The organism is Siculibacillus lacustris (assembly GCF_004328075.1).
Taxonomy (GTDB): Bacteria; Pseudomonadota; Alphaproteobacteria; order Rhizobiales; family Ancalomicrobiaceae; genus Siculibacillus; species Siculibacillus lacustris.
Genome location: NZ_SJFN01000010.1, coordinates 122144 through 146155 on the forward strand (window position 1 = coordinate 122144; position 24012 = coordinate 146155).

Genomic DNA, 24012 nt, shown 5'->3' on the forward strand with positions numbered 1-24012 from the left:
CTCGGGTCGCCCCGCGACCACCACCGAAGGCATCATCGAATGTCGATCGATCGGATCTGCCAAGCCGACCGGGTGAAGATCTTCTCGTTGTAGAGGGCCGGCTCGGCATCGAACGGATAGATCAGGAACAGCGGTCCCTTGTCGCGCACCGGCATCGGCTTCCCGTCCTTGCGGGTCGCCAGGATCACCGGCCACTGGCGGCAGTCGGAGATCGGCACGTCGACGGCATAGTCGTTGAGCGCGACGATGTGCAGGACGGTGCCGTCGGCCCGCAGGCGGTCGAGCAGCACGCTGCACAGCGGGCCCTGGAAGGCGACGAGACCCTTGGTCCACGGCGTCTCGATGGTGGTCGTCCGCCCCGGCAGTTCCTCCAGCATCGCCAGATCGAAATCGGCCTTGGGACCGGCGTTGGCGACGCCGATCTTGCCGGTGACGGTCAGCACCACCGGCCCCGTCGGATCGCGCAGGGTGGCGGCGCGGGCGCTCGGCAGGGCCACCGCGAAGATCGTGGCGACACCGAACAGGGCAGCGACGGTCTTGAAGAACATCCGGGTCTCCTGTCGTCGGGACCGCGCGAGCGGCCCCGGGCGGCGTTGGGATATTTCGGGATCGCGCCGCGGCGGTCGCCTCAGGCGGCGCAGGCCACCGGCGTGGTGCCGGCGATGGTGATGACCTCGTCCCAACGCGAGAAGAAAGCGTCGACACAGGCCGGATCGAAATGGCGCCCGCGTCCCTCCTCGATCAGCGTTCGCGCCGCCTCCAGGGTCCAGGCCGCCTTGTAGGGCCGGACCGACATCAGCGCATCGAACACGTCGGCGAGCGCGGTGATCCGCCCGACCAGCGGAATGGCCTCGCCCGCGAGCCGGGCTGGGTAACCGGTCCCGTCCCACTTCTCGTGATGGCTGAGGGCGATCTCGGCGGCCATCTGCAGGAGCTTGGACGGCGACCCCGACAGGATGTCCCAACCGAGCATCGCATGGGTCTCCATCACCACCCGCTCTTCGGGCGTCAGCTTTCCCGGCTTGAACAGGATCTCGTCGGGGATCCCGACCTTGCCGACGTCGTGCATCTGCGAGGCGATTTCGAGCAGCCGGCACTCTTCCTCGGAGACCCCCAGGGCCTCGGCGATCACCCGACAGATCCGCGACATGCGGGCGATGTGGTCGCCGGTATCGGTGTCGCGCCGTTCCGTCGCCTTCGACAGGCGCCAGACGATCTCGCGTTCACGATCGAGCAATTCGCGGGTCTTGGCCGCCACTTCGACGTCGAGCGCCGCGGCCCGATCGGCCAGGGCCTTCTGGGCGGAGCGCAGGGCGAGCAGGTTGCGCACCCGTACCTTGAACTCGGTCGGATCGAGCGGCTTGGTGAGGAAGTCGGTCGCGCCGGCCTGCAGCGCCTCGAGGCAGACCTCGCGCTCGTCGGCGGTGGTGACCATCACCACCGGCACGTGCTCGTGGGTCGGCAGGCGGCGCAGACGGCGGATGAACTCGATCCCGTCGAGTTCGGGCATCATGTAGTCGACCAGCACCAGATCGAACACCCGGTCCGACGCCAGTGCCAGGGCGGCGACCGGATCGGCCATCGCCACCGCCTCGCAGTCACCGACGCGCGTGACCAACTGGCGGACCAGAGCGAGGTTCGTCATGTTGTCGTCGACCATCAGAACTGCGTGCATGTCCACGATCCCCGCCTGCGATCTCTCGAAGCCATGACCTTCTTCATGGTTCGACCAATGCCGTGACCAGACCGTCACTCTACGCGCAAAAAAATGAACGCAAATTCAATGTAAAAGTAGAAAGGCCGGCATATCTCGCATATTCGGACACATCGACCTTGATGGCGACTTACGAGTGCCGTGACGATTTGTTGCAATTTTTACCGATCGCCCCCGCATCGATCGCCGAGGGCAGACCTCGCGCCGCCAATACATGACGTTGGGGAAGTGCGGTCCTCGCCCGCTTCGCCTCGGGTCGACCGCCACCAGAGCCCTCGCGGCTTTCCCTCGCCCCGCCACGGGTCTAGACAGAACGGGCCGAGCCGCCGCAGAGCGCGCCGCCCATCGGAGGACACCCCATGCTCATCGACCTCGATCCGCTCCTGACCCCGGACCTCTTGTGGGTTCTGGCCGCCATGGGCCACGGCGACGATCTCGCCTTCGTCGATTCCAACTTCCCGGCCGAGACCATCGCCCGGCGCACCACCTCCGGCCGTCTGATCCGGCTGCCGGCGATGTCGATGGCCCGCGCCGCGCGGGCGATCTTCTCGGTCCTGCCGATCGACACCTTCGTGCCCGATCCGGTCCGCCGCATCGAAGTGGTCGGCAAGCCCGACGAGGTGCTGCCGATCCACGCCGAAGTGCTCGCCGAACTGACCGCCCGGGTCCCCGACGCCACCTTCGGCCGGATCGAACGCTTCGCCTTCTACGACACCGCCGCCCGCGGCTTCGCGGTGGTCCAGGTCGGCGATCCGCGCGCCTACGGCTGCTTCATGATCAAGAAGGGCGTGATCTTCGGCGAACCCGAGCGCTGAGCGCCGGGCCCGCGCCCACCGCGGCGGCGTCGAGCCTCAGGGGGCCGGCGCCGCGGCAGGGTCGACCAGAAGGGCCTCGAGCTCGGCGATCGACCCGAGCACGACGTCGGCTTCCGCCGCCAGGCGCGCGCGGGTGCCGGTGCCGGTCAGCACCGCCACGCGCAGGCCGGCGTCGGCGGCGCGGGCCATGGCGAGGTCGTGCAGCGTGTCGCCGACCACCGCGACCGCCTCCGGCGCCACCCCGATCGCCCGGCAGAAGGCCAGCACCATGCCCGGCCCGGGCTTGCCGCCGTGACCCGAATCCCAACCGGCGACGAAGTCGATCAGCCCTTCGAGCCCGAACCGCTCGACCGTCGCGCGGATCGCCGCCTCGCCGTCGCTCGACGCGATGCCGAGGCGATAGCCGCGCCGAGCGAGACGCCCGAGGATCGCCGCGAGATCGCCGACCGGCACCACGTCGCCGACCGCCGCGCAGAAGATCGCATCGAGTTCGTGGGTGAGCGAATCGACGTCGCCCGGCGCCCCCGCGGCGATCCACACGCGGGCGATGTCGGCGGCCGATCCCGCCGCGAAGACGCTGTCCGGATCGGCCCGGCGTCCGTCGAGCCCGATGCCCGCGACCGCCAGCAGTCGCTCGGCGAGAGCGGCGTCGCCGCGCGCCGCATGAGTCCCGGCGCGCACCGCGATCGGTCCCCAGCTCGGCCAGAAGTCGAGCAGCGTGCCGTCCTTGTCGAACAGGATCGCCCGAATGCCGTCGCTCATGCCCTCACCCGCCGGCCACCACCAGGAGATCGTCGCGGGCGAAACACAGGGTCACCGGCTCGCCGGCCGCCGGTAGGCGCACCGCGGGCTGGTTGAAGGCGTCGAGCGACACCGTCTGGCTCTCCAGCCGCACGCGGATCCGCACCACGGCGCCGAGGAAGCTCACCGCCTCGACCGTCCCGGCCAGCTCGTCGCGTCCGTCCGCGGCTTCCCCGAAGGTCACCGCCTCCGGCCGCAGGGCCACCGTCACGGTATCACCGCTCGCCCGCCCCTCGACCGTATGCGCCGCCAACACCTCGCGTCCGTCGATCGCCAGGCGCCCGTTCTCGGCGTCGATCACCGTGGCGGTGAGGATGTTGAGCGTGCCGACGAAGGAGGCGACGAAGCGGGTGCGCGGGTAGTTGTAGACCTCGAACGGCGTGCCGATCTGCTCGGCGCGGCCTTCGTTCATCACCACCACGCGGTCGGACATCGACAGCGCCTCTTCCTGATCATGGGTCACGAAGATCGTGGTGATGCCGAGGTCCTTCTGCAGCGAGCGAATTTCTTCGCGCAGGCTGACCCGGATCTTGGCGTCGAGCGCCGACAGCGGTTCGTCGAGCAGCAACACCTGCGGCTTGACGGCGATCGCCCGGGCGAGCGCCACCCGCTGCTGCTGGCCGCCCGACAGTTGGTAGGGATAGCGGCCGGCGATGTCCGGCAGCTTGATCAGCCGCAGCATCTCCTCGACCCGCGCGGCGATCTCGTCGGGGCCGCGCCGGGCGACCCTGAGGCCGAAGGCGATGTTCTGGGCGACCGTCATGTTGGGGAACAGGGCGTAGGCCTGAAACACCATGCCGACGTTGCGCTTGGCCGGCGGCAGGTCGGTGACCTCCTGCCCGTCGATGGTGATCGACCCGGCGCTCGCCGTCTCGAACCCGGCGATCATCCGCAGGATCGTCGTCTTGCCGCAGCCCGAGGGTCCGAGGAAGGAGACGAATTCGCCCCGCTCCACCGCCAGCGCGAAGTCGTGCACCACCGTGGCCGGTCCGAACGACTTCCTGAGGTTGCGAATGTCGATGAAGGTCATCGGAGCTCCTGGAACGACCGTCGCCCGGCGATCGGGCGGACGTTGCTATTTCGGTTGGGTCGGCCCCCGGGCCGCCCCGAACACCTGGATCAGCCCCATGCAGGCCCAGGTGACGACGAAGGCGATGATCGCCAGCGCCGCCGGCTCATAGGCCCGGTTGGCGCCGACCAGTTGCAGATAGGGGCCGAAGGCCGGCCGATTGAGCAGGCTGGCGAAGGTGAACTCGCCGATCACGATCGCGAAGGTCAGGAACGCCCCCGACAGGATCGCCGAGCGGATGTTGGGGAAGATCACCTTGAACAGGATGGTCGACCAACTCGCCCCGAGGCTCTCGGCGGCCTCCGTCAGGGTGCGCACGTCGATCGCCCGGAGCCCGGTGTCGACCGAGCGATAGAGATAGGGCAAGGCCAGCGTCACGTAGCCGAAGGTCAGGAGCAGATCGGTGCCGCGCGAGGAGTCGGTGAGCGGCAGAATGCTCTGCGAATTGTAGAGCCGGAGATAACCGAACACGATGACGATCGCCGGGATCACCAGCGGCAGCAGGGTGACGAACTCGACCAGCGGCCGCAGCTTGGGCAGACGCAGCTGCACCCAATAGGCGGTGGGCACCACCAAGAGCGTCCCGACCACGATGGTCGCCAGCGCCAACACCACCGAATAGAGGAACGACGCCTGGAAGTTCGGGTCGCCCAACACGATCCGGTAGGCGTCGAAGGAATAGGTGCCGCGCCGCATCCGCAGCGAGAACTCGAAGGTGCCGATCAGCGGCACCAGGAAATAGAGCGCCCCCAGCGTGACGGCGATCCACGGACCGATTCGCGAGGCCTTCATCGTGACCACCTCTCGGCCCGGCCGCGCAGCCAGATGTAGGCGACGTTGGACACCCCGGTGATGATGATCATCCCGAGCGCCAGGGCGTAGCCGAGGTTCTGATTGTGCAGCACGTCGCCGCGGATCTGGGCATAGAGCAGGATGGTGACGATGTTCAGCGACGATCCCGTGAGCGCGTAGGCCGTGGCCACCGCCCCGAACGAATTGGCGAACAGCAGCAGGGTCGAGCCGAGCAGGCTCGGCCACAGCACCGGCAGCACCACCCAGCGCCAGTACTGACCGCGGCTCGCCCCGAGCGTCGAGGCCGCCTCGCGCCATTCGCGCTTCAATCCGTCGAGCGCCGGCGTCAGGATCAGCACCATCAAGGGGATCTGGAAATAGAGATAGGTCAGCGTCAGGCCGAAGAAGTTCAGGAGATTGAACCCGGTGGCATAGAGGCTGAAGCCGAACCACTGCATCAGCGCCCAGGTGACGAGGCCGGTGCGCCCGAGCGTCGCCAGGAAGGCGAAGGCCAGCGGCACGCCGGCGAAGTTCGAGGCGACGCCGGAGAAGGTCATCAGCGTCGGCCGGATCCACGCCGGCAGCCCGCCCGACACCGCGGCATGGGCCAACGCGAAGCCGATCAGCGCGCCGCCGAGCGCCGAGGCGGCCGAGATCTCGAGGCTGATCTTGTAGGCCGCCAGGATCGTCGGTTGCGACAGATCGGTGAGGTTGACGAGGGTGAAATGGCCGTCGGCGTCCTGGAAGGCGCCGATGATCAGGAACGCCGTCGGCAGGATCAAGAACAGGGTGGCGAACAGGAAGAACGGCGCCACGCCGATCCACGCCAGCGCGGATCCCGACGGACGCCGCGCCGGCTTCGAAATTGCGATCGTTCCGGCCGCCATGCCCCTCGCCCCGTTCACTCGCGTCGGATCCGATCCACCACCGGACGGATCCCGGCCCGGCGGTGGATCGGCGATCGGGCCTCCGGCGTCGCCGTCGGAGGCCCGAACGAGGTCACTTGGCGACGTTGGCGCCGACCACGGCGTCCCACTGCTTGGTGATCACGTCCTTGGACGCCGCCTGCTCGGCGAGCGTCGGGAACACCGCCTTGGCATAGCCCTCGGCCGGCGGCAGCTTGGCGAGCACGTCGGCCGGTACCTTCTTGTTGGCGATCAGGTCGGCGAAGCGCACCGGGTGGCAGTAGCCGGCGAGCCAACCGACCTGGCCCTCGTCGGAGTAGAGATACTCGAGCCACAGCTTGGCGGCGGCCGGGTGCGGCGCGAAGGCCGAGATCGCCTGGACGTAGACGCCGGCGACGACGCCGGTCTTGGGGATCACCACGTCGACCGGCGGGTTGCCCTTCAGCGTGTCACGGTCGGCGAGCGCGTTGTAGTCCCAGCGGATGACGATCGGGGTGGCGCCCTGCGCCAGCGACGCGGCCTTGCCGATCACCGGCACGAAGTTGCCGGCCTTGTTGAGATCGCCGAAGAACTTGAGGCCGGCTTCGCCGGCCTTGGCGGCGTCGTTGCCGGTGGCCGCGAGGCCGGCGGCGTAGACGCCCTGGATCGCCTGGTTGGCGGCGCGCGGATCACCGGCGAGCGCCACGGCGTTCTTGAATTCCGGCTTCAACAGATCGGCCCAGTCGGTCGGGCTGGTCTTCACCAGATCCTTGTTCACCTCGAAGGCCAGCACGCCGTAATAGTCGCCGGTCCAGTAGCCGTCGGCGTCCTTCTGGCTCGCCGGGATCGAATCCCAGGTCGAGACCTTGTAGGGCACGATCAGGCCGTCGGCCTTGGCGGTCGGACCGAACGACAGGCCGACGTCGACCACGTCGGGGGCCTGCGGGCCCTTGTTGCCCTTGTTGGCCTTGATCGCTTCGATCTCGTCGCCCGAGCCGGCGTCGGGGTTCAGCTCGTTGACCTTGAGACCGTATTTGGCCTTGAAGGACTCGATGATCGGGCCATAGCCGCACCAGTCGTGCGGCAGCGCGATGACGGTCAGTTCGCCTTCCTTCTTGGCGGCGGCGACGAGATCGTCGAGCGGCGCGGCGGCGACGGTCGAGACGGAGGCGGCGACGGCGAGCGCCGCCACCGAGGCCAACAGGATACGATCGGTCTTCATCGGTGACACCCCTTCGAAGGCCAGCACGCTCGGCACCGGGCGGTGCGGGCGGCGGCGAAATGCATGAGACGACCCTGGGCTATCAAGCCGACATGAACGTATCGTGTCGCTGCTAACCCGCGGAAATCGCCCGCTCTCGACAGGACGTCACATGATGACGGAGCCTTCATGAGTTCGTCATGCGAGCTCCGACTAAGCCCGACCGCAGGCCCTTCGGTCAAGCGGCTACGCGAGGGAAAGTACGGGTGATATCGCCGCGACCCGGCGCACCGCCTTCCCCCACCGTCAGGCGCCCGCCGCCCCCCAGCTGCGGGCGAGCAGCCCGTCGGCGCGAATCTCGATCAGCGTCGGCACGTCGGCGGCGGCCGCGGCCGCCAGCGCAGCCACCAGATCGGCGTCGCGATCGGGCGCGACATGGGCGCAGCCATGGGCTTCGGCGAGCAGGTCGAGTCGCGGCCCGCCGATGTCGACGCCGATCGTCGGCAAGTCCTGCCCACGCATCCAGGTCTTGATCTCGCCATAGGCCTGGTTGTTCCAGACGATCACCGCCACGCCGATCCCGGCATCGACCGCACTCGCCAGTTCCGGTGCGGTGAACTGCAGGCCGCCGTCGCCGATCACGCATACGACCGCCCGCTCGGGCGCGGCGAGCTTCGCCCCGAAGGCTGCCGGCAGGGCGTAGCCGAGGGTGCCGTAGCCGGTCGAGGCGTTGAAGAACGACCGCACCCGCGGCGCGCGGTGGATCTGGTTGCCGGCATAGACCGGCTCGGTCTGATCGCCGACCACGATCGCGTCGGGCAGCGCCGCATCGATCGCCGCGAACAGATGGGCATGCACCCGGCAGGCCGGCCACAGCAGCGCCTCGGTGCGCCGCACCAGATCGGCCGCCCGCGCCGCGCCGTCGCGTCGCCCCGGACCGGCCCCGAGGCGCGCCAGCAGCGCCTCGGCGGCGATCCGGGCATCGGCGACGATCGACAGCGCCGCCAGCGCCGGCCGCGAGGTCTGTTCGGGGTCGATGTCGATGCGGATCAACCGCCCGCCGAAGGTCAGCGGCCGCGGGTCGGGATACATCTCGGTCTCGCCGAATTCGGTGCCGATCGCCAGCACCACGTCGGCCGCGGCGAGCTCGTCGTAGAGCGGCGCCAAGGCGAGATTGCCCGAGAGCCCGAGCGGATGATCGGGCGGCAGGATGCCCTTGGCGTTGACCGTGGTGAACAGCGGCGCGTCGAGCCGCTCGGCGAGGCCGCGGATCGCCCGCGCCGCCCCGACCGCGCCGCCGCCGGCGACGATCAACGGCCGTTGCGCGGCCGCGAGCCAGATCGCCGCCTGTTCGATGGCGCGCGCATCGGCCCCGGGCGCGAAGGGCCGCGGCGGTGGCGAAACCGCCGGCCCGGCGACCGGAGCGACGATCACGTCGATCGGAATCTCGATGTGCACCGGCCGCGGCCGCGCCGCCGCGAAGATCGCGAAGGCCCGCGCCAGCACTTCCGGCAATTGCTCCGGGTCGAGCAGGGTGTGGCTGAAGGCCGACACTCCGGCGATCAGCGCCCGCTGCGACGGCAATTCGTGCAGTTTGCCGCGGCCCATGCCGAGATCGGCCCGCCCCGTCACCGCCGAGATCACCAGCATCGGCACCGAATCGGCATAGGCCTGCCCCATCGCCGTGGCGATGTTGGTCATGCCCGGACCGGTGACGATGAACGCCGCCGCCGGCCGACCGCAGGCCCGCGCGTAGCCGTCGGCCATGAAGCCGGCGCCCTGCTCGTGGCGCGGCGTGACGTGGCGGATCCGGGTCGCCGGCAGGCCGCGGTAGAGCTCGACGGTGTGGATCCCGGGAATGCCGAAGATCGTGTCGATGCCATAGGCCTCGAGCAGCTGCACCAGTCGTTCGCCGCAGGTGACGGTCGTCGGGCTCATCGCACGGATCCTCGTCGGCCGCCCCCGGCGGAGGCGGAACGCCCCATCCATAGCCGCGCCGGGCCTCCCTTGGGAAGCCGCGGGCCGAGGGGCCCGTCGTCGCGGGCCTCAGCGGTCGAGGTAGTGCACCGCCGGCATCTCGCGCAGCCGTGCCGCCGCGGCCTCGGCGGTGATGTCGCGCTGCGGCGAGCCGAGCAGCTCGAACCCGACCATGAACTTCTTGACCGTCGCCGAGCGCAGCAGCGGCGGATAGAAATGGCCGTGCAGATGCCATTCCGGATGGGCCGCGCCGTCGGTCGGGGCCTGATGGAAGCCCATCGAATAGGGAAACGACGTCTGGAACAGATTGTCGTAGCGGATGGTCAGAGCCGACAGCGCTTCGGCGAGGCTCTCCCGCTCGGCGGCATCGAGATCGGTCAATGAGGCGGCATGGCGGCGCGACAGCACCATCGTCTCGAACGGCCACACCGCCCAGAACGGCACCAACACCACGAAATCCGCGTTCTGGTGGACGATCCGCTCGCCGAGCGCGAGCTCGCGCGCCAGATAGGCGCAGAGCAGACAGTCGTCGTGGGTCGCGTGCCACGCCGCCTGATGCTCGGTCTCCTTGGCCAGCTCGTTGGGCAGGCTGTGGCTCGCCCAGATCTGGCCGTGGGGATGGGGGTTGCTGCAACCCATCATCTCGCCGCGGTTCTCGAAGATCTGGACCGCCCCGATCGCCGGATCGGCGCCGAGGTTGCGGGTCTGGTCGACCCACACCTCGACCACCCGGGCGATCTCGGCGACGCTCATCCGCGCCAGCGTCAGATCGTGGCGCGGCGAGAAGCACACCACCCGGCAGATCCCCGGCTCGCCCTCCGACACCAGCAGGCCGCGGTCGTCGTTGCGCGCCGCCGGCGCGGTCGGCGTCAGCGCGGCGAAGTCGTTGTCGAACACGAAGGTGTCGACATAGTCGGGGTTGCGCTGCCCGCCCATCCGGGTGTTGCCGGCGCAGAGATAGCATGTCGGATCGTGGGCGAGCCCGGCCGGCACGGCGACCGCTTCCATCTGCCCTTGCCACGGCCGCTGGGTGCGATGCGGCGACACCAGCACCCATTCGCCGGTCAAGGGGTTGAAGCGGCGATGCGGGGCGTTCTGCGGCGCACTCATGACCGCACCTCGACGACACCGACGCCGGCCGCCGGCGAACAGGCGAAGACCGTCGGATCGAGCCCGGTCGCCGCCCGGTAGGACGCCGCCACCGTGGCCATGAATTCGCCGACCGCCGCCGTCTCGACCAGACTGACCGTGCAGCCGCCGAAGCCGCCGCCGGTCATCCGCGAGCCGAGCACTCCCGGCAGCTTCTGGGCGATGTCGACCAGCACGTCGACCTCCGCGCAACTGATCTCGTAGTCGTCGCGCATCGAGGCGTAGGAGGCGTTCATCAGCGTCCCGAAGGTGACGAGGTCGCCGACCTCGAGGGCTTCCGCGGCGGCCACCACCCGTTCGTTCTCGGTGACGATGTGGCGGCAGCGGCGATGGGTGACCTCGTCGAGGAGATGGGCATGATCCTCGAGCTCGGTCGGGCCGACGTCGCGCAGCGCTCGGATCGGTCCGAGCGCATCCTGGAGCCGGGCCACGCCTTCTTCGCAGGAGCGCCGCCGGGCGTTGTAGTCGCCGCCGCCGGCCAGTTGGTGGTGGACCATCGAATTGACCACGACGATCTTGGCGCGCGGATCGATCGGCACCGCGCGCGCCTCGAGGCTGCGGCAGTCGATCATCAGCGCGTGGTCGGCGACGCCGCGGCAGGAGATGAACTGGTCCATGATGCCGCAGCGCATGCCGACGAACTCGTTCTCGGCACGCTGGCAGGTCAGCGCCAGGGCGGTGAGGTCGATCGCCACGCCGGCGGCGGCGAGCAGGGCATGGCCGACCGACACCTCCAGCGCCGCCGAAGAACTCAGCCCCGAGCCCATCGGCACGGTGGTGGTCAGCGTCAGGTCGACGCCGGTCAGCCGATGGCCGGCCCGCTCCAGCATCACGGCGACGCCGCGGACGTAGTCGCTCCAGTCCTCGACCGGAGTCGGGGTCGGATCGTCGAGATCGAAGGTGCGGGTCTCGTCGCGGGCCCGCGAATGGACCCGGAGGATCCGGTCGCTGCGCGGCGCCGCCGCCGCATAGGTCGCGAAGTCGAGCGCCGCCGGCATCACGAAGCCGTCGTTGTAGTCGGTGTGCTCGCCGATCAGGTTGACCCGCCCCGGCGCCCGATGGATCTGCGGCCGGCGTCCATACCGCCCCACGAAATCGCGGACGAGAAGGTCGAGATCGGGCATCGTCGGGACGTCCTTGCTGATCGCGCCGGCCAGGGCCGACCGGGGCTGGAGAGAGAGGAATGGCGAAAGGAAGGTTCCCCCCCGGGCTTCTTTCCCGGGGGTTGGGTGTTTTCAGCGTTTGACCTTGTTGTAGACGTCGAAGAAGACGGCTGCGAGGAGGACGGAGCCTTTGATGACCTGCTGCCAGTCGATGCCGATGCCGAGGATCGACATGCCGTTGTTCATCACGCCCATGATGAAGGCGCCGATCACCGCGCCGGTGACCTTGCCGACGCCGCCGGTGGCGGAGGCCCCGCCGATGAAGCAGGCGGCGATCACGTCGAGCTAGATCCGCCGGCCGATGGTCATCTTCTGGGTCACGAAGGCATAGAGCACGATCAGCAGGAACATGATGATCAGCACGTTGGGCAGGCCCTTGTAGGAGGCGAGCAGCCAGCCGAGCCCGACCATCGCCACGAACAGCGCGGCGATCTTGCCGACGAAGAACGGCATCGGCTCGACCTCGACGCCGTAGTGGAGCCGCTTGACCCGGTCGCGGATCGACACCACCGCCAGGATCGTCGGCACCGCCACGGTCAGGATCACCGTCAGCACATGGACCCCGGGGACGGCGAACAGGTCGGGGATGAAGCCCGACGACAGGCGCTGGAAGGCCACCGGGAAGGGCCCCACCGACTGGCCGGCCAACAGCGCCAGACACAGGCCGCGGAACACCAGCATGCCGGCCAGCGTGACGATGAACGCCGGGATCCGGAAGTAGGCGACGAACCACCCCTGGGCGGCGCCGATCGCCCCGCCGACGATCAGGCTGATCACCGTGGTGGTGACGAAGTCGACGCCGTAGTCGACCATCAGGATCGCCGCCAGCGCGCCGATGAAGCCGACCACCGAACCGACCGACAGGTCGATGTGGCCGGCGACGATCACCAGCAGCATGCCCAGCGCCATGATCACGATGTAGCTGTTCTGCAGCACCAGATTGGTCAGGTTGAGCGGCAACAGCAGCGTGCCGTTGGTCATGTACTGGAAGAACACCATGATCGCGATCAACGACAGCAACATGCCGTAGTCGCGCAGGTTGCGCCCGGCGAAGCCGAGCACGGAGGGCGCCTTGGGCCGCTCGGGGGCCGGGGTTTCCAGGGTTTCGCTGCTCATCGGACCAACTCCCGCGACGACATGATCGCACGCATGATCTTCTCCTGCGAGGCTTCCGCGGCCGGCATCTCGGCCACCACGGCGCCCTCGTCCATGACATAGATGCGGTCGGCGACGCCGAGGAGCTCCGGCATCTCCGAAGAGATCAGGATCACCCCGCGCCCGTCGGCGACCAGCCGATTGACGATGCCGTAGATCTCGTACTTGGCGCCGACGTCGATGCCGCGGGTCGGCTCGTCGAGGATCAGCACCCGCGGATCGGCGAACAGCCACTTGGCCAGCACCACCTTCTGCTGGTTGCCGCCCGACAGATCGACGGTCTCCTGGAAGACGTTGCGGGCGCGGATCCGCATCTGGCGGCGATAGTCCTCGGCCACCCCGATCTCGGCGACCTCGTCGATCACCCCGCGATGCGACACCCCGTCGAGATGGGCCATCGACACGTTGGTGCGGATGTCCTCGCCGAGCACCAGACCCCAGCTCTTGCGGTCTTCGGTGGCATAGGCGATGCCGGCGGCGACCGCCTTCGACACCGTCGAGACGTCGATCTCGCGGCCGTCGAGATAGGCCTTGCCGGTGATGTTGCGGCCGTGCGAGCGCCCGAACAGGCTCATCGCGAACTCCGTCCGCCCCGCCCCCATCAGGCCCGAGATCCCCACCACCTCGCCGCGCCGCAGCGTCAGCGACACGTCCTTGACCATCCGCCGGCCGGCATGGATCGGGTGGTCGGCGTTCCAGTTCTTCACTTCGAACAGCAGCTCGCCGACCCGGTGCTGGCGCTTCGGATAGCGGTCCGACAACTCGCGCCCGACCATCCCCTTGATGATCCGGTCCTCGTCGGCGCGGGTGCCGGCACAGTCGATGGTCTCGACCGTGGTGCCGTCGCGCAGGATGGTGATGCGGTCGGCGACCCGGGCGATCTCGTTCAACTTGTGCGAGATCAGGATCGAGGCGATGCCCTGATTGCGGAACTCGACCAGCAGCGCCAGCAGCGCGTTGCTGTCGGCCTCGTTGAGGCTGGCGGTCGGCTCGTCGAGGATCAGCAGGCGCACTTCCTTGGACAGCGCCTTGGCGATCTCGACCAGCTGCTGCTTGCCGACCCCGAGGTCGGTGATCAGCGTGTCGGCGGGCTCCGACAGCCCGACCTTGTCGAGCAGGGTGCGGGTGCGGCGCGCCGCCTCGTGCCAGTCGATCACCCCCCAGCGCGCCGGTTCGGCGCCGAGGAAGATGTTCTCGGCGATCGACAGGAGCGGCACCAGGGCGAGCTCCTGGTGGATGATGATGATGCCGAGCTTCTCGCTGTCGGCGATCGAGGCGAAGCGGCGTTCCTCGCCTTCGTAGACGATGGCGCCGTCGTAGGTGCCGTGGGGATAGACCCCGGAGAGCACCTTCATCAGCGTCGATTTGCCGGCGCCGTTCTCGCCGACCAGCGCATGGATCTCGCCCGGCACCACCGTCATGTTGACGTCGTCGAGGGCCTTGACCCCCGGGAAGGTCTTGGTGATGCCGCGCATCTCGAGAATGGGCAAGGCGTCCGATGGCATCTTGGGGCCCCTGGGGCAGAGGAGGACGGGCGGAGGCGGACGGGACCGGCGGCCCGGCGGGTCCGGTCGGTCGGCACCGCCCGCACCGCGGGCGGTGGAGAAGCGGCAGGCCCGGTCGGGTCGCCCACCCGGGCGATCCCGGGGCGGCGCGGCGTCGGATCGCGGCGCGCACCGGGCGGAACGCCGCGCGGGCTGCCGCTCGCGACCGTCCGCCGGGTCACGGCCGGCGAGCCGGGTCGGCCGGCGGACGACGGGGTCCCCCGCGCCGGCCGCAGCCGACCCGGGGGACGAGGGACGAGGTCGAGCCCGATCAGTGGATCTGGCTCTCCTTGTAGTAGCCGCTGTCGATCAGGATCGCCTTCCAGTTCGACTTGTCGACGCTGACCGGCTTCAGGAGGTAGGACGGAACCACCTTCTTGCCGTTGTCGTAGGTCTTGGTGTCGTTGATCGGCGGCTGGCTGCCGGTCAGCAGCGCGTCGACCATGCCGACCGTGACCTTGGCCAGTTCACGGGTGTCCTTGAACACCGTCGAGCGCTGCTCGCCGGCGAGGATCGACTTGACCGACTGGACTTCCGCGTCCTGACCGGTGACCACCGGCATCGGCAGGTCCTTGCCGCCGTAGCCGACGCCCTTCAGCGACGAGATGATGCCGATCGACAGGCCGTCGTAGGGCGACAGCACCGCGTCGACCCGCTTGCCCTTGCCGGAGTAGAAGGCCGACAGGAGGTTGTCCATGCGGGCCTGGGCCACCGCGCCGTCCCAGCGCAGGGTCGAGACCTTGTCCATGCCGGTCTGGCCGGAGCCGATCACCAGCTTCTTGGAGTCGATGTAGGGCTGCAGCACCGACATGGCGCCGTTGTAGAAGAAGAAGGCGTTGTTGTCGTCGGGCGAGCCGCCGAACAGTTCGATGTTGAACGGACCCTTGCCGGCCTTCAGATCGAGCGCGCTCTCGATGTAGGAGGCCTGGATCACCCCGACCTGGAAGTTGTCGAAGGTCGCATAGTAGTCGACGTCGGCCGAGCCGCGGATCAGCCGGTCGTAGGCGATGATCTTGACGTTCTTCTCGTGCGCCTTGTGCAGCACGTCGGTCAGCGTGGTGCCGTCGATCGCCGCGATCACCAGGACGTTGACGCCCTTGGTCACCATGTTCTCGATCTGCGCCAGCTGGTTGGGGATGTCGTCGTCGGCGTACTGGAGATCGGCCTTGTAGCCCTTCTCCTCCAGATACTTCACCATGTTCGCCCCGTCCGCGATCCACCGCGCCGAAGACTTCGTCGGCATCGATACCCCGATCGAACCCTTCTCCGCGGCAGAGGCCGAACCGAGCGTCATCAGACCCAGCGCCAACGCCGCCACGGCCGTCTTGAGAAACCTCATCCTCGTCTTCTCCCCTGATCGTTGCCGGACCGCCGGCGACACCGGCCGTCCCCCATGGCGCCGGAGGTCGTGCGCCCCCGAACCCTTGCCACGGTCGACCGATCGCCGAGCCACAGCCGACGCCCGATCGCAGCCCGCAACTTCCGTCCGACCCGACGGGCTGTCAAATGACGAGTTGACGGATATCCATATCGTTTGGAGTATACCTTCAAGATTCTGCCACGGCGCCGAATGGCCCGACGAAGCGGCGGCGATCGTCGCCGGACCCCGTCGCGGGGGCCTCGGGACGAGACCCGGGAGGGGGGATAAATGGCGTTCGATCAGCGACTTGTACTGAAATTTCGATTGCTTTGCGGCGCCTTGCGTATGTTTCCGGGCGGTCGCCGGAGCGGGGCAGCCCTGCTCGAACGCGTGGCAGGATCTTCCAGGGTGCGACGAGTTTGCCCTACTAAGGTCGCAAACGCACATCGGAGCGCCGTCCGCTCGACCTTGCGAGATCTCTCTTTCGGTATGCCGGAGGCCGTGCGCTCCACGCCCGACGGGCGGATCGTCCGCCACCGCAGCCCGGTGCGCAAGCCCGAGGAGGGGCGGTCGTGAGCTTCGACGAGACCGCGCTCGACCACGGCCGGGGGCCGCGCGGCGGCGCCTTCGACCATCCGATCACCACGCGGCTGAAGCTGCGCCATCTCCACCTGCTGGTGGCCCTCGACGACCACCGCAAGCTCAACCGGGCGGCGACCGAATTGCGCCTGTCGCAGCCGGCGGCCTCCAAGATGCTCGCCGAGATCGAGAAGATCGTCGGGGTGTCGCTGTTCGACCGCCTGCCGCGCGGCATCGAGCCGACCTGGTACGGCGAAGCCTTGATCCGGCGGACCCGCACGGTGCTGTCGGAGCTCGGCCAGGCCGGCGAGGAGATCGCCGCGCTGCGCTCGGGCACCGGTGGTTCGGCGTCGATCGGCGCGGTGATGGCGCCGGCGGTGGAGATGCTGACCGCGGCGGTGACGGCGGCGCGGGCGCGTCTCAAGGGCCTGCAGGTGACCATCGACGTCGAGACCAGCGACGTGCTGGTCGGACGGCTCCTCGCCTCCAAGCTCGACTTCGTGATCTCGCGGATTCCCGCCGGCTTCGACCCCGAGCCCTTCGACTACGAGGAGATCGGCGCGGAGACGCTGTGCATGATGGTGCGGCGCGACCATCCGCTGGCCGAGCTGGCGAGCGTGCGGCCGAGCGACCTCGCCGACCGCGAATGGTTGATGCAGCCGCGCGGCTCGCTGATCCGGCGCAGCGTCGAGACGATGTTGCTGCGTCACGGTCTGCCGGCGCCGAGCCGGGTGGTGGCTTCCGCCTCGATCCTGATGACCCTGGTGATGACCGGCCGGACCGACGCCATCGCGCCGCTGCCGGTGCCGGTCGCCGAGATCTTCCTCAAGACCGGCGACTACCGCACCCTGACGCTCGCCGAGCCGATCGCCATCGCCCCCTACGGCCTGCTCAGGGTCAAGGGGCGGCCGCTGTCGCCGGCGGCGCGGATCCTGTTCGATCTGGTGCGCGAGCAGATCACGGGACCGGCGTGAGGACGCGGCGCTCCTCGAAGGGCACCGGCGGGCGGCCGTGATGGGTGCGGAAGGCGCGGGGGCTCCGGCCGGTGTAGCGGCGGAAGACGCGCGAGAAATAGAGCGGATCCTCGAAGCCGACCTGGGCGGCGATCTGTTTGATCGGGCTCGGCGAGACCAGGAGCAGCTGGCAGGCGAACTGGATCAGCTGTTCCTCGCGCCATTTGAGGATCGAACGGCCGAGGGTGGCGCTGAACAGATGGGCGAGCCGCGACGGCGACAGACACACCGCCTGGGCGATCTCGGCGACGGTCAGCGGCCGGTGCAGGTTGTCGGTCATGAACTTGCAGGCCATCAACAGGCGCTCGTCGAAGCGGTTGGTGGCGACGGTGGCGCGATCGCTCTTGGCGCAGAGCAGGATGATGCGCTCCAGGATGTTCATCGCCAGTTCCATCGACAACAGGTCGGTGTTGGCCGACCAGCCGGCGACCTCGGCGAACAGGCCATCGAGCACCGGCAGCAGATCGCCGTCGCGGCGGCGCTGGACATAGAGCCCGCCCTGGGCCTCGCGCCACGACAACCAGGTCGACCAGGAGGCGCGCGGCTGGAAGTAGATCCAGCGATGCCACCATTCGCCGGCGCCGGGGTCGCGGCCGTAGTCGTGGATCGCCCCGGGCGGGAACAGCACCAGATCGCCGGCCTCGACGCGGAACCGGCCACGGCCGTCGTGGATGGTGCCGACGCCCTTGATGGTCAGGTTGATGATCCAGCCGTGCATCCCGTCGGGGCGGGAGATGCCGAAGTCGAGGGGTCCGTCGCGCTCGATCGGGGTGATGCCGGCGACCAGCCGGGTCTCGAAGTGGAAGCCGGGAAACAGCGGCGCCACCTCGGGATCGGGCGAGCGCTCGGTGCCCGCCTGGAGCAGCGAGAGGCGGCGAATGATGCTCTCGACCTGGATCGGTGTCGAGCTCGAGACGGCAGAATCATCCATGTAAAAAGCCGGATCGCCCCTTTGGGTCATCGCCCGGAGCGACTATAGTCCGCGCCGGCTATGTGAACAATAACAGCAATTTAAAAAATTTCAGCGCTGACCTGGGGAGCGGACGAGACCGCTCCGCATGCGGCGTCACGACGAAGAGCCGGGGAGATGAGCACAGCTTCCGCCGGCCGGGAGGATCCGCATCATGGCTCACGCTTCAGATGCCCATGTCATCGGGCTCGATTTCGGTTCCGACAGCGTCCGCGCGGTCCTGTTCCGGGCCGACGACGGCGGCGAAGTCGCCCGCTCGGTGATCGCCTATCCCCGCTGGGGGCGGGGCGACTATTGCGACGCCGGCCGACAGCAGTTCCGTCAGCACCCGCTCGATCACGCCGAATCGATGCGCGAAGCGGTGCGCGGGCTGGTGGCGGCGGCCCCGGCCGCGGCCGCGAAGGTGGTCGGCATCGGCGTCGACACCACCGGCTCGTCGCCGCTGCCGCTCGGCGCCGACGGTCTGCCGCTCGCCTACGACCCGGCCTTCCGCGACGATCCCGATGCGCTCTGCGTGCTGTGGAAGGATCATACCGCGCTGATCGAGGCCGAAGAGATCAACCGTCTGTGCCATTCCGGCGCGATCACCGACTACACCCGCTACGTCGGCGGCATCTATTCCTCGGAATGGTTCTGGGCGAAGATTCTCCACATCCATCGTTCGAGCCCCAAGGTGGCGGCGGCGGTGGTCTCCTGGGTGGAGATGTGCGACTGGATTCCGGCGCTGCTGTGCGGCGTGCGCGACCCGGCGAAGATCGTCCGCGGCCGCTGCGCCGCCGGGCACAAGGCGCTGTGGCACCCCGAATGGGGTGGTCTGCCGGGCCGCGAATTCTACGAGAAGCTCGATCCGCTGCTGACCAAGCTGCCCTATCCGCTCTACGAAGGGCCGGTGGCCGCCGATCAGCCGGCGGGCAAACTGTCGCCGGAATGGGCCGAGACCTTCGGTCTGCCGGCGGGAATCGTGGTGGCGGTCGGGGCCTTCGACTGCCACATGGGCGCGGTCGGCGCCGGCCTCGAGCCCTATGAACTCGCCCGCGTGATGGGCACCTCGACCTGCGACATCCTGATCGCCCCGCCGGCCGACGTCGGCTCGACCCTGGTCGCCGGCATCTGCGGCCAGGTGCCGGACAGCGTGCTGCCGGGTTACATCGGCTTCGAGGCGGGACAATCGTCGTTCGGCGACGTCTTCGCCTGGTTCAAGCAGTTGCTGACCTGGGGCGATGCCGGGTCGGAGCGCAGCGCCGGTCTCCTCAAGGCGCTGGGCGAAGCGGCGGCGGCTCTGCCGCCGGGGGCCGGTGGCGAGATCGCGCTGGACTGGTTCAACGGACGGCGCACCCCCGACGCCGATCAGCGGCTGAAGGCGGCGATCGCCGGCCTGCATCTCGGCTCGACGGCGCCGGCGATCTACCGGGCGCTGATCGAGGCGACGGCCTATGGCACGCGGGCGATCGTCGATCGCTTCGTCGAGGAAGGCATCCCGGTGACGCGGATCGTCGCGCTCGGCGGGATCCCGCAGAAGTCGCCGCTGACCGTCCAGATCTGCGCCGACGTGCTCGATCGGCCGATCGGCGTGGTCGCCTCGGAGGAGTGCTGTGCGCTCGGCGCGGCGGTGTTCGCGGCGACGGTTTCCGGCTGCCATCAGTCGGCGGAAGCCGCCAAGCAGGCGATGAAGAGCGGCATCCTCACCGAATATACCCCCGATCCGGCCGCCGCGGCGGCCTATCGGGAGCTCTACGCCCGGCGTGGACGGCTCGCCGCCTACGCCGAAGCCGACGCCCACCCGGTGTCGTGACGCATCTCGGGACGCGCCGATCCCCGGCCGCCGTCGCCCGCAAGGGCGGCGCGTGGGCGGATCGATCCGAAAAACCCGGAAAGGGGACACGATGAAGTTGAAGACCCTGCGCGACGCCGTCTGTGAAGCCAATCTCGAGCTCGAGCGGCGGCGCATCGTGGTCCATACCTGGGGCAACGTGTCGGCGATCGATCGCGAACGTGGGCTGGTGGTGATCAAGCCCTCGGGCGTCTCCTACGACCGGCTGACCCCCGACAAGATGGTGGTGGTCGATCTCGAGGGCACGGTGGTCGAGGGTGATCTCAACCCGTCGACCGACACCCGCACCCATCTGGTGCTCTACCGGGCGTTCCCGGCGATCGGCGGCGTCGCCCATACCCATTCCGGCCATGCGGTCGCCTGGGCGCAGGCGCGGCGCGAGATTCCCTGCTTCGGCACCACCCATGCCGACTACTGCCATGGGCCGGTGCCGCTGACCGCGCCGCTGAGCGCGGCCGAAGTGGCCTCGGACTACGAGGCGGAGACCGGACTGGCGATCGTGCGGCGCTTCGGCAACGAAGATCCGCTGGCCCGGCCGATGGTGCTGGTGGCCGGCCACGGGCCCTTCACCTGGGGCAAGTCGGCGGCCGACGCGGTGCTCAACGCGGTGTTCCTGGAAGAGATCGCCCGGATCGCCAGCGCGACCATCGCCATCGATCCGGCGGCGCAGCCGGTCGAGGACCACGTGCTCGAATATCACTATCAACGCAAACACGGTCCCGGGGCCTGGTACGGCCAGAAGACGTCCTGAAGACGGGAACCAGAGCCAAGACGGAGGAAGCGCGACATGTCACTCGCCGTGGTCGGTCGGAAGCCCGTGATCGGGTTGCTCGGCATCATGCAGGAACTCTACGACAAGATGCTGCCGGGGATCACCGAGCGGCAGGAAAGCTACGGACGCGCCGTGGCGGCGAAACTCGAAGGCGTCGCCGAGGTGCGCTTCCCCAAGGCGGTGCGCTGCCGGGAAGACATCGAAGAAGTGATGGGCGGCTTCCAGCGCGATGGCGTCGACGGCGTGCTGATCGTCATGCTGACCTACGGGCCGGGCCTGCGGCTGGTCAACGCCTTCCGCGACTGCTCGCTGCCCCTGATGCTCGCCAACATCCAGCCGGAGCCCAAGGTGACGCCGGCCTGGGACATGGGCGACCTCACCTACAACCAGGGTGTCCATGGCGCCCAGGACACCGCCAACACGCTGATCCGTCTCGGCAAGCAGTTCACGGTGTTCTCCGGTGACTGGCAGAGCGAGGCCTTCGTGACGGCGTTCGAGACCTTCGCGGTCGCCGCCCACACGGTCACGGCGATGAAGCAGGCGAAGATCGCGGTGTTCGGGCGGATGCCCGGCATGGGCGACATCCTGACCGATCCGCACACCTTCATGCGGCGTCTCGGGCCGCAGGTCGACCACATCGGCATGGGCTCGATCGTCTACGAGATGGAGCAGTCGACCAAGGCCGACATCGACGCGGTGCTGGCCTATTGCAACGCCAATTTCGAGATGGATCCGAAGCTCAAGCCGGCCCAGCTCGAAGAGGCGGCGAAGATCCAGGTCGGCATCGCCCGCGTGCTGGAGAAGGGTGGCTACGACGGCTTCTCGCTGTACTTCAACGAGATCGGCTTCGACGGGCGCTTCACCCAGATCCACATGATGGCCGCCTCCAACCTGATGGCCGAAGGCTACGGCTATGCCGCGGAAGGCGACACCAACTGTGCCTCGCTGATGGTCGCGGCCCGGGCGATCGCCCCGGATCCGCACTTCACCGAAATGTACGCCATGGACTTCGAGCGCGACGCGGCGCTGCAGAGCCACATGGGCGAGGGCAACTGGAAGGTGGCGCGGCGCGACCGCAAGCCGAAGCTGATCGATCGGCCGCTCGGCATCGGTGGGCTCGACAATCCGCCGACCGTGCTGTTCCAGGCCGAGCCGGGTCCGGCGACCCTGGTCAGTCTGGTGTCGCTCGGCGGCGACGCCTACCGGCTGGTGGTGGTGCAGGGCACGATTCTCGAGACCGAGGACCTGCCGACCGTCGAGATGCCCTACTTCTTCTATCGGCCCGACACCGGCGTCACCGAATGTCTGACCGGCTGGCTGAAGAACGGCGGCACCCACCATCAGGTGCTGCACCTCGGCGACGTGCGGCCGCGCTGGAAGGCCTATTGCGAACTCGCCGGCATCGAATACGTCGAAGTCTGATCGACACCACCATCGTCGAAGCCGCTCAGCGGGCCGGGATCTTCCCGGCCCGTTTTCGTTCGTCGGACAGCGCGCGGCCGTCGGGCGTCATCGCCGCGTCGCGAGCAGCGCGCAAATTTCGCAATTGCGAAGAGTGATCGCGCGAACGTCAACGTCCGGACGTCGGCGAGACCCGCTGCAGCGCAGCAAGATTTCGAAATCTGAGCAGTCGAGCGTACGTAGTCACCGTGATGCCCCCCCGTCGCGGGCGGTAGATGCTTCCCGACGGCTTGACGGCGACGGCCGAAAGGGCCACCAACTGTCTGCTACATTCGTCGTACGACGACGGCGGACGGGGTGGCTGCGTCACTCGGTCCCACTCGTCACGAAGGAAAATCGAGAGTGTTTGCTGCAATGCACGCTCCGTCCGGTGATCCGCACTGCAGCACGAGTCCTGCCGCACTGCGCCGACCGCGACACACAGAACCATTTCCGCCGAACCGAGGCCGCCGCAGCGCGTCCTCCTGCCACCGAGGCCCGTCATGTCGTCCGCTCTGAAACTCGTCCTGGTGATCAACTGCGGCAGCTCGTCGCTGAAATTCTCGCTCCTGCCGGTGGGTAGCAACGAGCCGCTGATGTCGGGTCTGGCCGAGTGCCTCGGGCTCGCCGACGCCCGGCTGGTGATCAAGAAGGACGGTGAGAAGACCACCTCGTCGCTGCTCGGCGGCGCCCACGGCGAGGCGCTGGCCTCGCTGCTGGCTCACATCCGCGAACTCGGGCTGCTCGAATCGATCCGTGCGGTCGGTCATCGCATGGTCCACGGCGGCGAGCGCTTCACCGCCTCGGCGCTGATCACCCCGGAGATCCTGACCGACATCCAGGCCTGCAACCCGCTGGCGCCGCTCCACAACCCGGCCAACCTGCTCGGCGTGCGCGCCGCGCTGGCGAGCCTGCCGGGAATCCCGCAGGTGGCGGTGTTCGACACCGCCTTCCACCAGACCATGCCGCCCGAGGCCTATACCTACGCGATCCCGCAGAAATACTATCGTGAGCTCGGCGTGCGCCGCTACGGCTTCCACGGCACCTCGCATCGCTACGTCGCCGAAGAGGCGGTGCGGCTGCTGGCGCTCGATCCCGCCGACCACGGCATCGTCATCGCCCATCTCGGCAACGGCGCCTCGGCGACCGCGGTGCTGAACGGCGCCAGCGTCGACACCACCATGGGGCTGACCCCGCTCGAAGGTCTGGTGATGGGGACGCGGGCCGGCGACGTCGATTTCGGGGCGATCGCCCACATCGCCCGGGCCGAAGGCTTCGACCTCGACCGCGTCGAGACGCTGCTCAACAAGGAGAGCGGCCTGCTCGGGATCTCGGAACTGTCGAGCGACTGCCGGGCCCTGGAAGCGGCGATCGACGACGGCCATCACGGCGCCAAGCTGGCGCTCGACGTCTTCGTGCATCGCCTCGCCCGCCACGTCGGCGGCCTCGCCACCGCGCTGCCGCGCTTCGACGCGCTGATCTTCACCGGCGGCATCGGCGAGAACTCGCGGCGCATCCGCGCCATGACCATCGCCCGGCTCGCGGTGTTCGGCCTCGTGCTCGACCCGGCGGCCAACGACGCCACGGTCGGCGGCAAGGCCGGCAAGATCGCCGTCGCCCCGTCCGGCCTCGTCGCGGCCGTGGTGCCGACCGACGAGGAGAGCATGATCGCCCGCGACACCGCCCGTATCGCCGGTCTTTCCGCCTGATCCGCACGCGTCCCGGGTTCCGTGGGCGCGCCCGCGGGACCCGACGCACTCAACTCTCGAGGACACGTCGCGCC

Annotated in this window: 19 protein-coding genes and 1 pseudogene; 6 read left to right on the forward strand and 14 right to left on the reverse strand. The window is 68.7% G+C overall.

Translation table 11 applies throughout. The features are described 5' to 3' along the window. Positions 1–32: 32 nt before the first annotated feature. Together EYW49_RS08535 and EYW49_RS08540 are read right to left on the reverse strand one after the other, a co-directional pair. The gene (locus EYW49_RS08535; RefSeq protein ID WP_206365424.1) at positions 33–548 is read right to left on the reverse strand and encodes a hypothetical protein; all 516 of its coding nucleotides are present in this window, start codon (positions 546–548) and stop codon (positions 33–35) included. 80 nt (positions 549–628) lie between these two features. Further along, positions 629–1675 (reverse strand): HD-GYP domain-containing protein, encoded by a 1047-nt coding sequence (locus tag EYW49_RS08540; RefSeq protein ID WP_131308224.1) that lies wholly within the window; start codon positions 1673–1675, stop codon positions 629–631. A 398-nt stretch (positions 1676–2073) separates the two neighbouring features. Between EYW49_RS08540 and EYW49_RS08545 the strand changes: the two genes are divergently transcribed. Further along, positions 2074–2529, forward strand: a complete 456-nt coding sequence (locus EYW49_RS08545; protein ID WP_131308227.1) for an RbsD/FucU family protein — start codon at positions 2074–2076, stop codon at positions 2527–2529. A 36-nt stretch (positions 2530–2565) separates the two neighbouring features. Here EYW49_RS08545 and EYW49_RS08550 read toward each other — a convergent pair whose 3' ends face one another. From EYW49_RS08550 to chvE, 11 genes and pseudogenes are all read right to left on the reverse strand, one after another. Then, the gene (locus tag EYW49_RS08550; RefSeq protein WP_131308230.1) at positions 2566–3291 is read right to left on the reverse strand and encodes an HAD family hydrolase; all 726 of its coding nucleotides are present in this window, start codon (positions 3289–3291) and stop codon (positions 2566–2568) included. A gap of 4 nt (positions 3292–3295) precedes the next feature. Further along, entirely contained in the window at positions 3296–4360 is a 1065-nt protein-coding gene (locus EYW49_RS08555) for an ABC transporter ATP-binding protein (RefSeq protein WP_131308233.1), read from the reverse strand. Between the two features lie 45 nt (positions 4361–4405). Further along, positions 4406–5191 carry an ABC transporter permease gene (locus tag EYW49_RS08560; protein ID WP_131308236.1) on the reverse strand — a complete coding sequence of 262 codons (786 nt, stop codon included), beginning with the start codon at positions 5189–5191 and terminating at the stop codon, positions 4406–4408. Further along, positions 5188–6078: an ABC transporter permease gene (locus EYW49_RS08565; RefSeq protein WP_131308239.1), complete on the reverse strand. Its 891-nt coding sequence runs from the start codon at positions 6076–6078 to the stop codon at positions 5188–5190. Before EYW49_RS08565 ends, EYW49_RS08560 begins: the two co-directional genes overlap by 4 nt. A gap of 112 nt (positions 6079–6190) precedes the next feature. Next, complete coding sequence (locus EYW49_RS08570; protein ID WP_131308242.1) at positions 6191–7297, reverse strand: ABC transporter substrate-binding protein; 1107 nt, start codon at positions 7295–7297, stop codon at positions 6191–6193. Positions 7298–7582: 285 nt separating this feature from the next. Beyond that, entirely contained in the window at positions 7583–9214 is a 1632-nt protein-coding gene (locus EYW49_RS08575; protein ID WP_131308245.1) for a 5-guanidino-2-oxopentanoate decarboxylase, read from the reverse strand. A 108-nt stretch (positions 9215–9322) separates the two neighbouring features. Beyond that, the gene (locus EYW49_RS08580) at positions 9323–10363 is read right to left on the reverse strand and encodes a UDP-glucose--hexose-1-phosphate uridylyltransferase (protein WP_131308248.1); all 1041 of its coding nucleotides are present in this window, start codon (positions 10361–10363) and stop codon (positions 9323–9325) included. Beyond that, positions 10360–11526 carry a galactokinase gene (gene galK, locus EYW49_RS08585; RefSeq protein ID WP_131308251.1) on the reverse strand — a complete coding sequence of 389 codons (1167 nt, stop codon included), beginning with the start codon at positions 11524–11526 and terminating at the stop codon, positions 10360–10362. The genes EYW49_RS08580 and galK overlap by 4 nt, the downstream gene beginning before the upstream one ends. Before the next feature lie 111 nt (positions 11527–11637). Next, a pseudogene (locus EYW49_RS08590) lies at positions 11638–12681 on the reverse strand (ABC transporter permease subunit). Beyond that, positions 12678–14225 carry a multiple monosaccharide ABC transporter ATP-binding protein gene (gene mmsA / locus EYW49_RS08595; RefSeq protein WP_228259544.1) on the reverse strand — a complete coding sequence of 516 codons (1548 nt, stop codon included), beginning with the start codon at positions 14223–14225 and terminating at the stop codon, positions 12678–12680. Before mmsA ends, EYW49_RS08590 begins: the two are co-directional and overlap by 4 nt. 310 nt (positions 14226–14535) lie before the next feature. Next, the gene (gene chvE, locus EYW49_RS08600; RefSeq protein ID WP_323052986.1) at positions 14536–15558 is read right to left on the reverse strand and encodes a multiple monosaccharide ABC transporter substrate-binding protein; all 1023 of its coding nucleotides are present in this window, start codon (positions 15556–15558) and stop codon (positions 14536–14538) included. Between the two features lie 638 nt (positions 15559–16196). Here chvE and EYW49_RS08605 point away from each other — a divergent pair. Continuing rightward, a complete protein-coding gene (locus tag EYW49_RS08605) occupies positions 16197–17177 on the forward strand; it encodes a LysR family transcriptional regulator (protein ID WP_131308257.1) in 981 nt (326 codons plus the stop codon). On the opposite strand, the gene araC is transcribed toward EYW49_RS08605, so the two are convergent. Next, a complete protein-coding gene (gene araC / locus EYW49_RS08610; protein WP_165498184.1) occupies positions 17161–18147 on the reverse strand; it encodes an arabinose operon transcriptional regulator AraC in 987 nt (328 codons plus the stop codon). The genes EYW49_RS08605 and araC overlap by 17 nt on opposite strands. Positions 18148–18340: 193 nt before the next feature. On the opposite strand from araC, the gene EYW49_RS08615 reads away from it, so the two are divergent. The 4 genes from EYW49_RS08615 (at position 18341) to EYW49_RS08630 (ending at position 23938) form a co-directional block, all read left to right on the forward strand. Continuing rightward, entirely contained in the window at positions 18341–19978 is a 1638-nt protein-coding gene (locus EYW49_RS08615; protein WP_131308266.1) for a ribulokinase, read from the forward strand. 91 nt (positions 19979–20069) lie between these two features. Continuing rightward, a complete protein-coding gene (araD, locus tag EYW49_RS08620) occupies positions 20070–20768 on the forward strand; it encodes an L-ribulose-5-phosphate 4-epimerase AraD (RefSeq protein WP_131308269.1) in 699 nt (232 codons plus the stop codon). A 36-nt stretch (positions 20769–20804) separates the two neighbouring features. Further along, complete coding sequence (locus tag EYW49_RS08625) at positions 20805–22211, forward strand: L-fucose/L-arabinose isomerase family protein (RefSeq protein ID WP_131308272.1); 1407 nt, start codon at positions 20805–20807, stop codon at positions 22209–22211. A 521-nt stretch (positions 22212–22732) separates the two neighbouring features. Beyond that, a complete protein-coding gene (locus EYW49_RS08630) occupies positions 22733–23938 on the forward strand; it encodes an acetate/propionate family kinase (protein WP_131308275.1) in 1206 nt (401 codons plus the stop codon). Positions 23939–24012 lie beyond the last annotated feature (74 nt).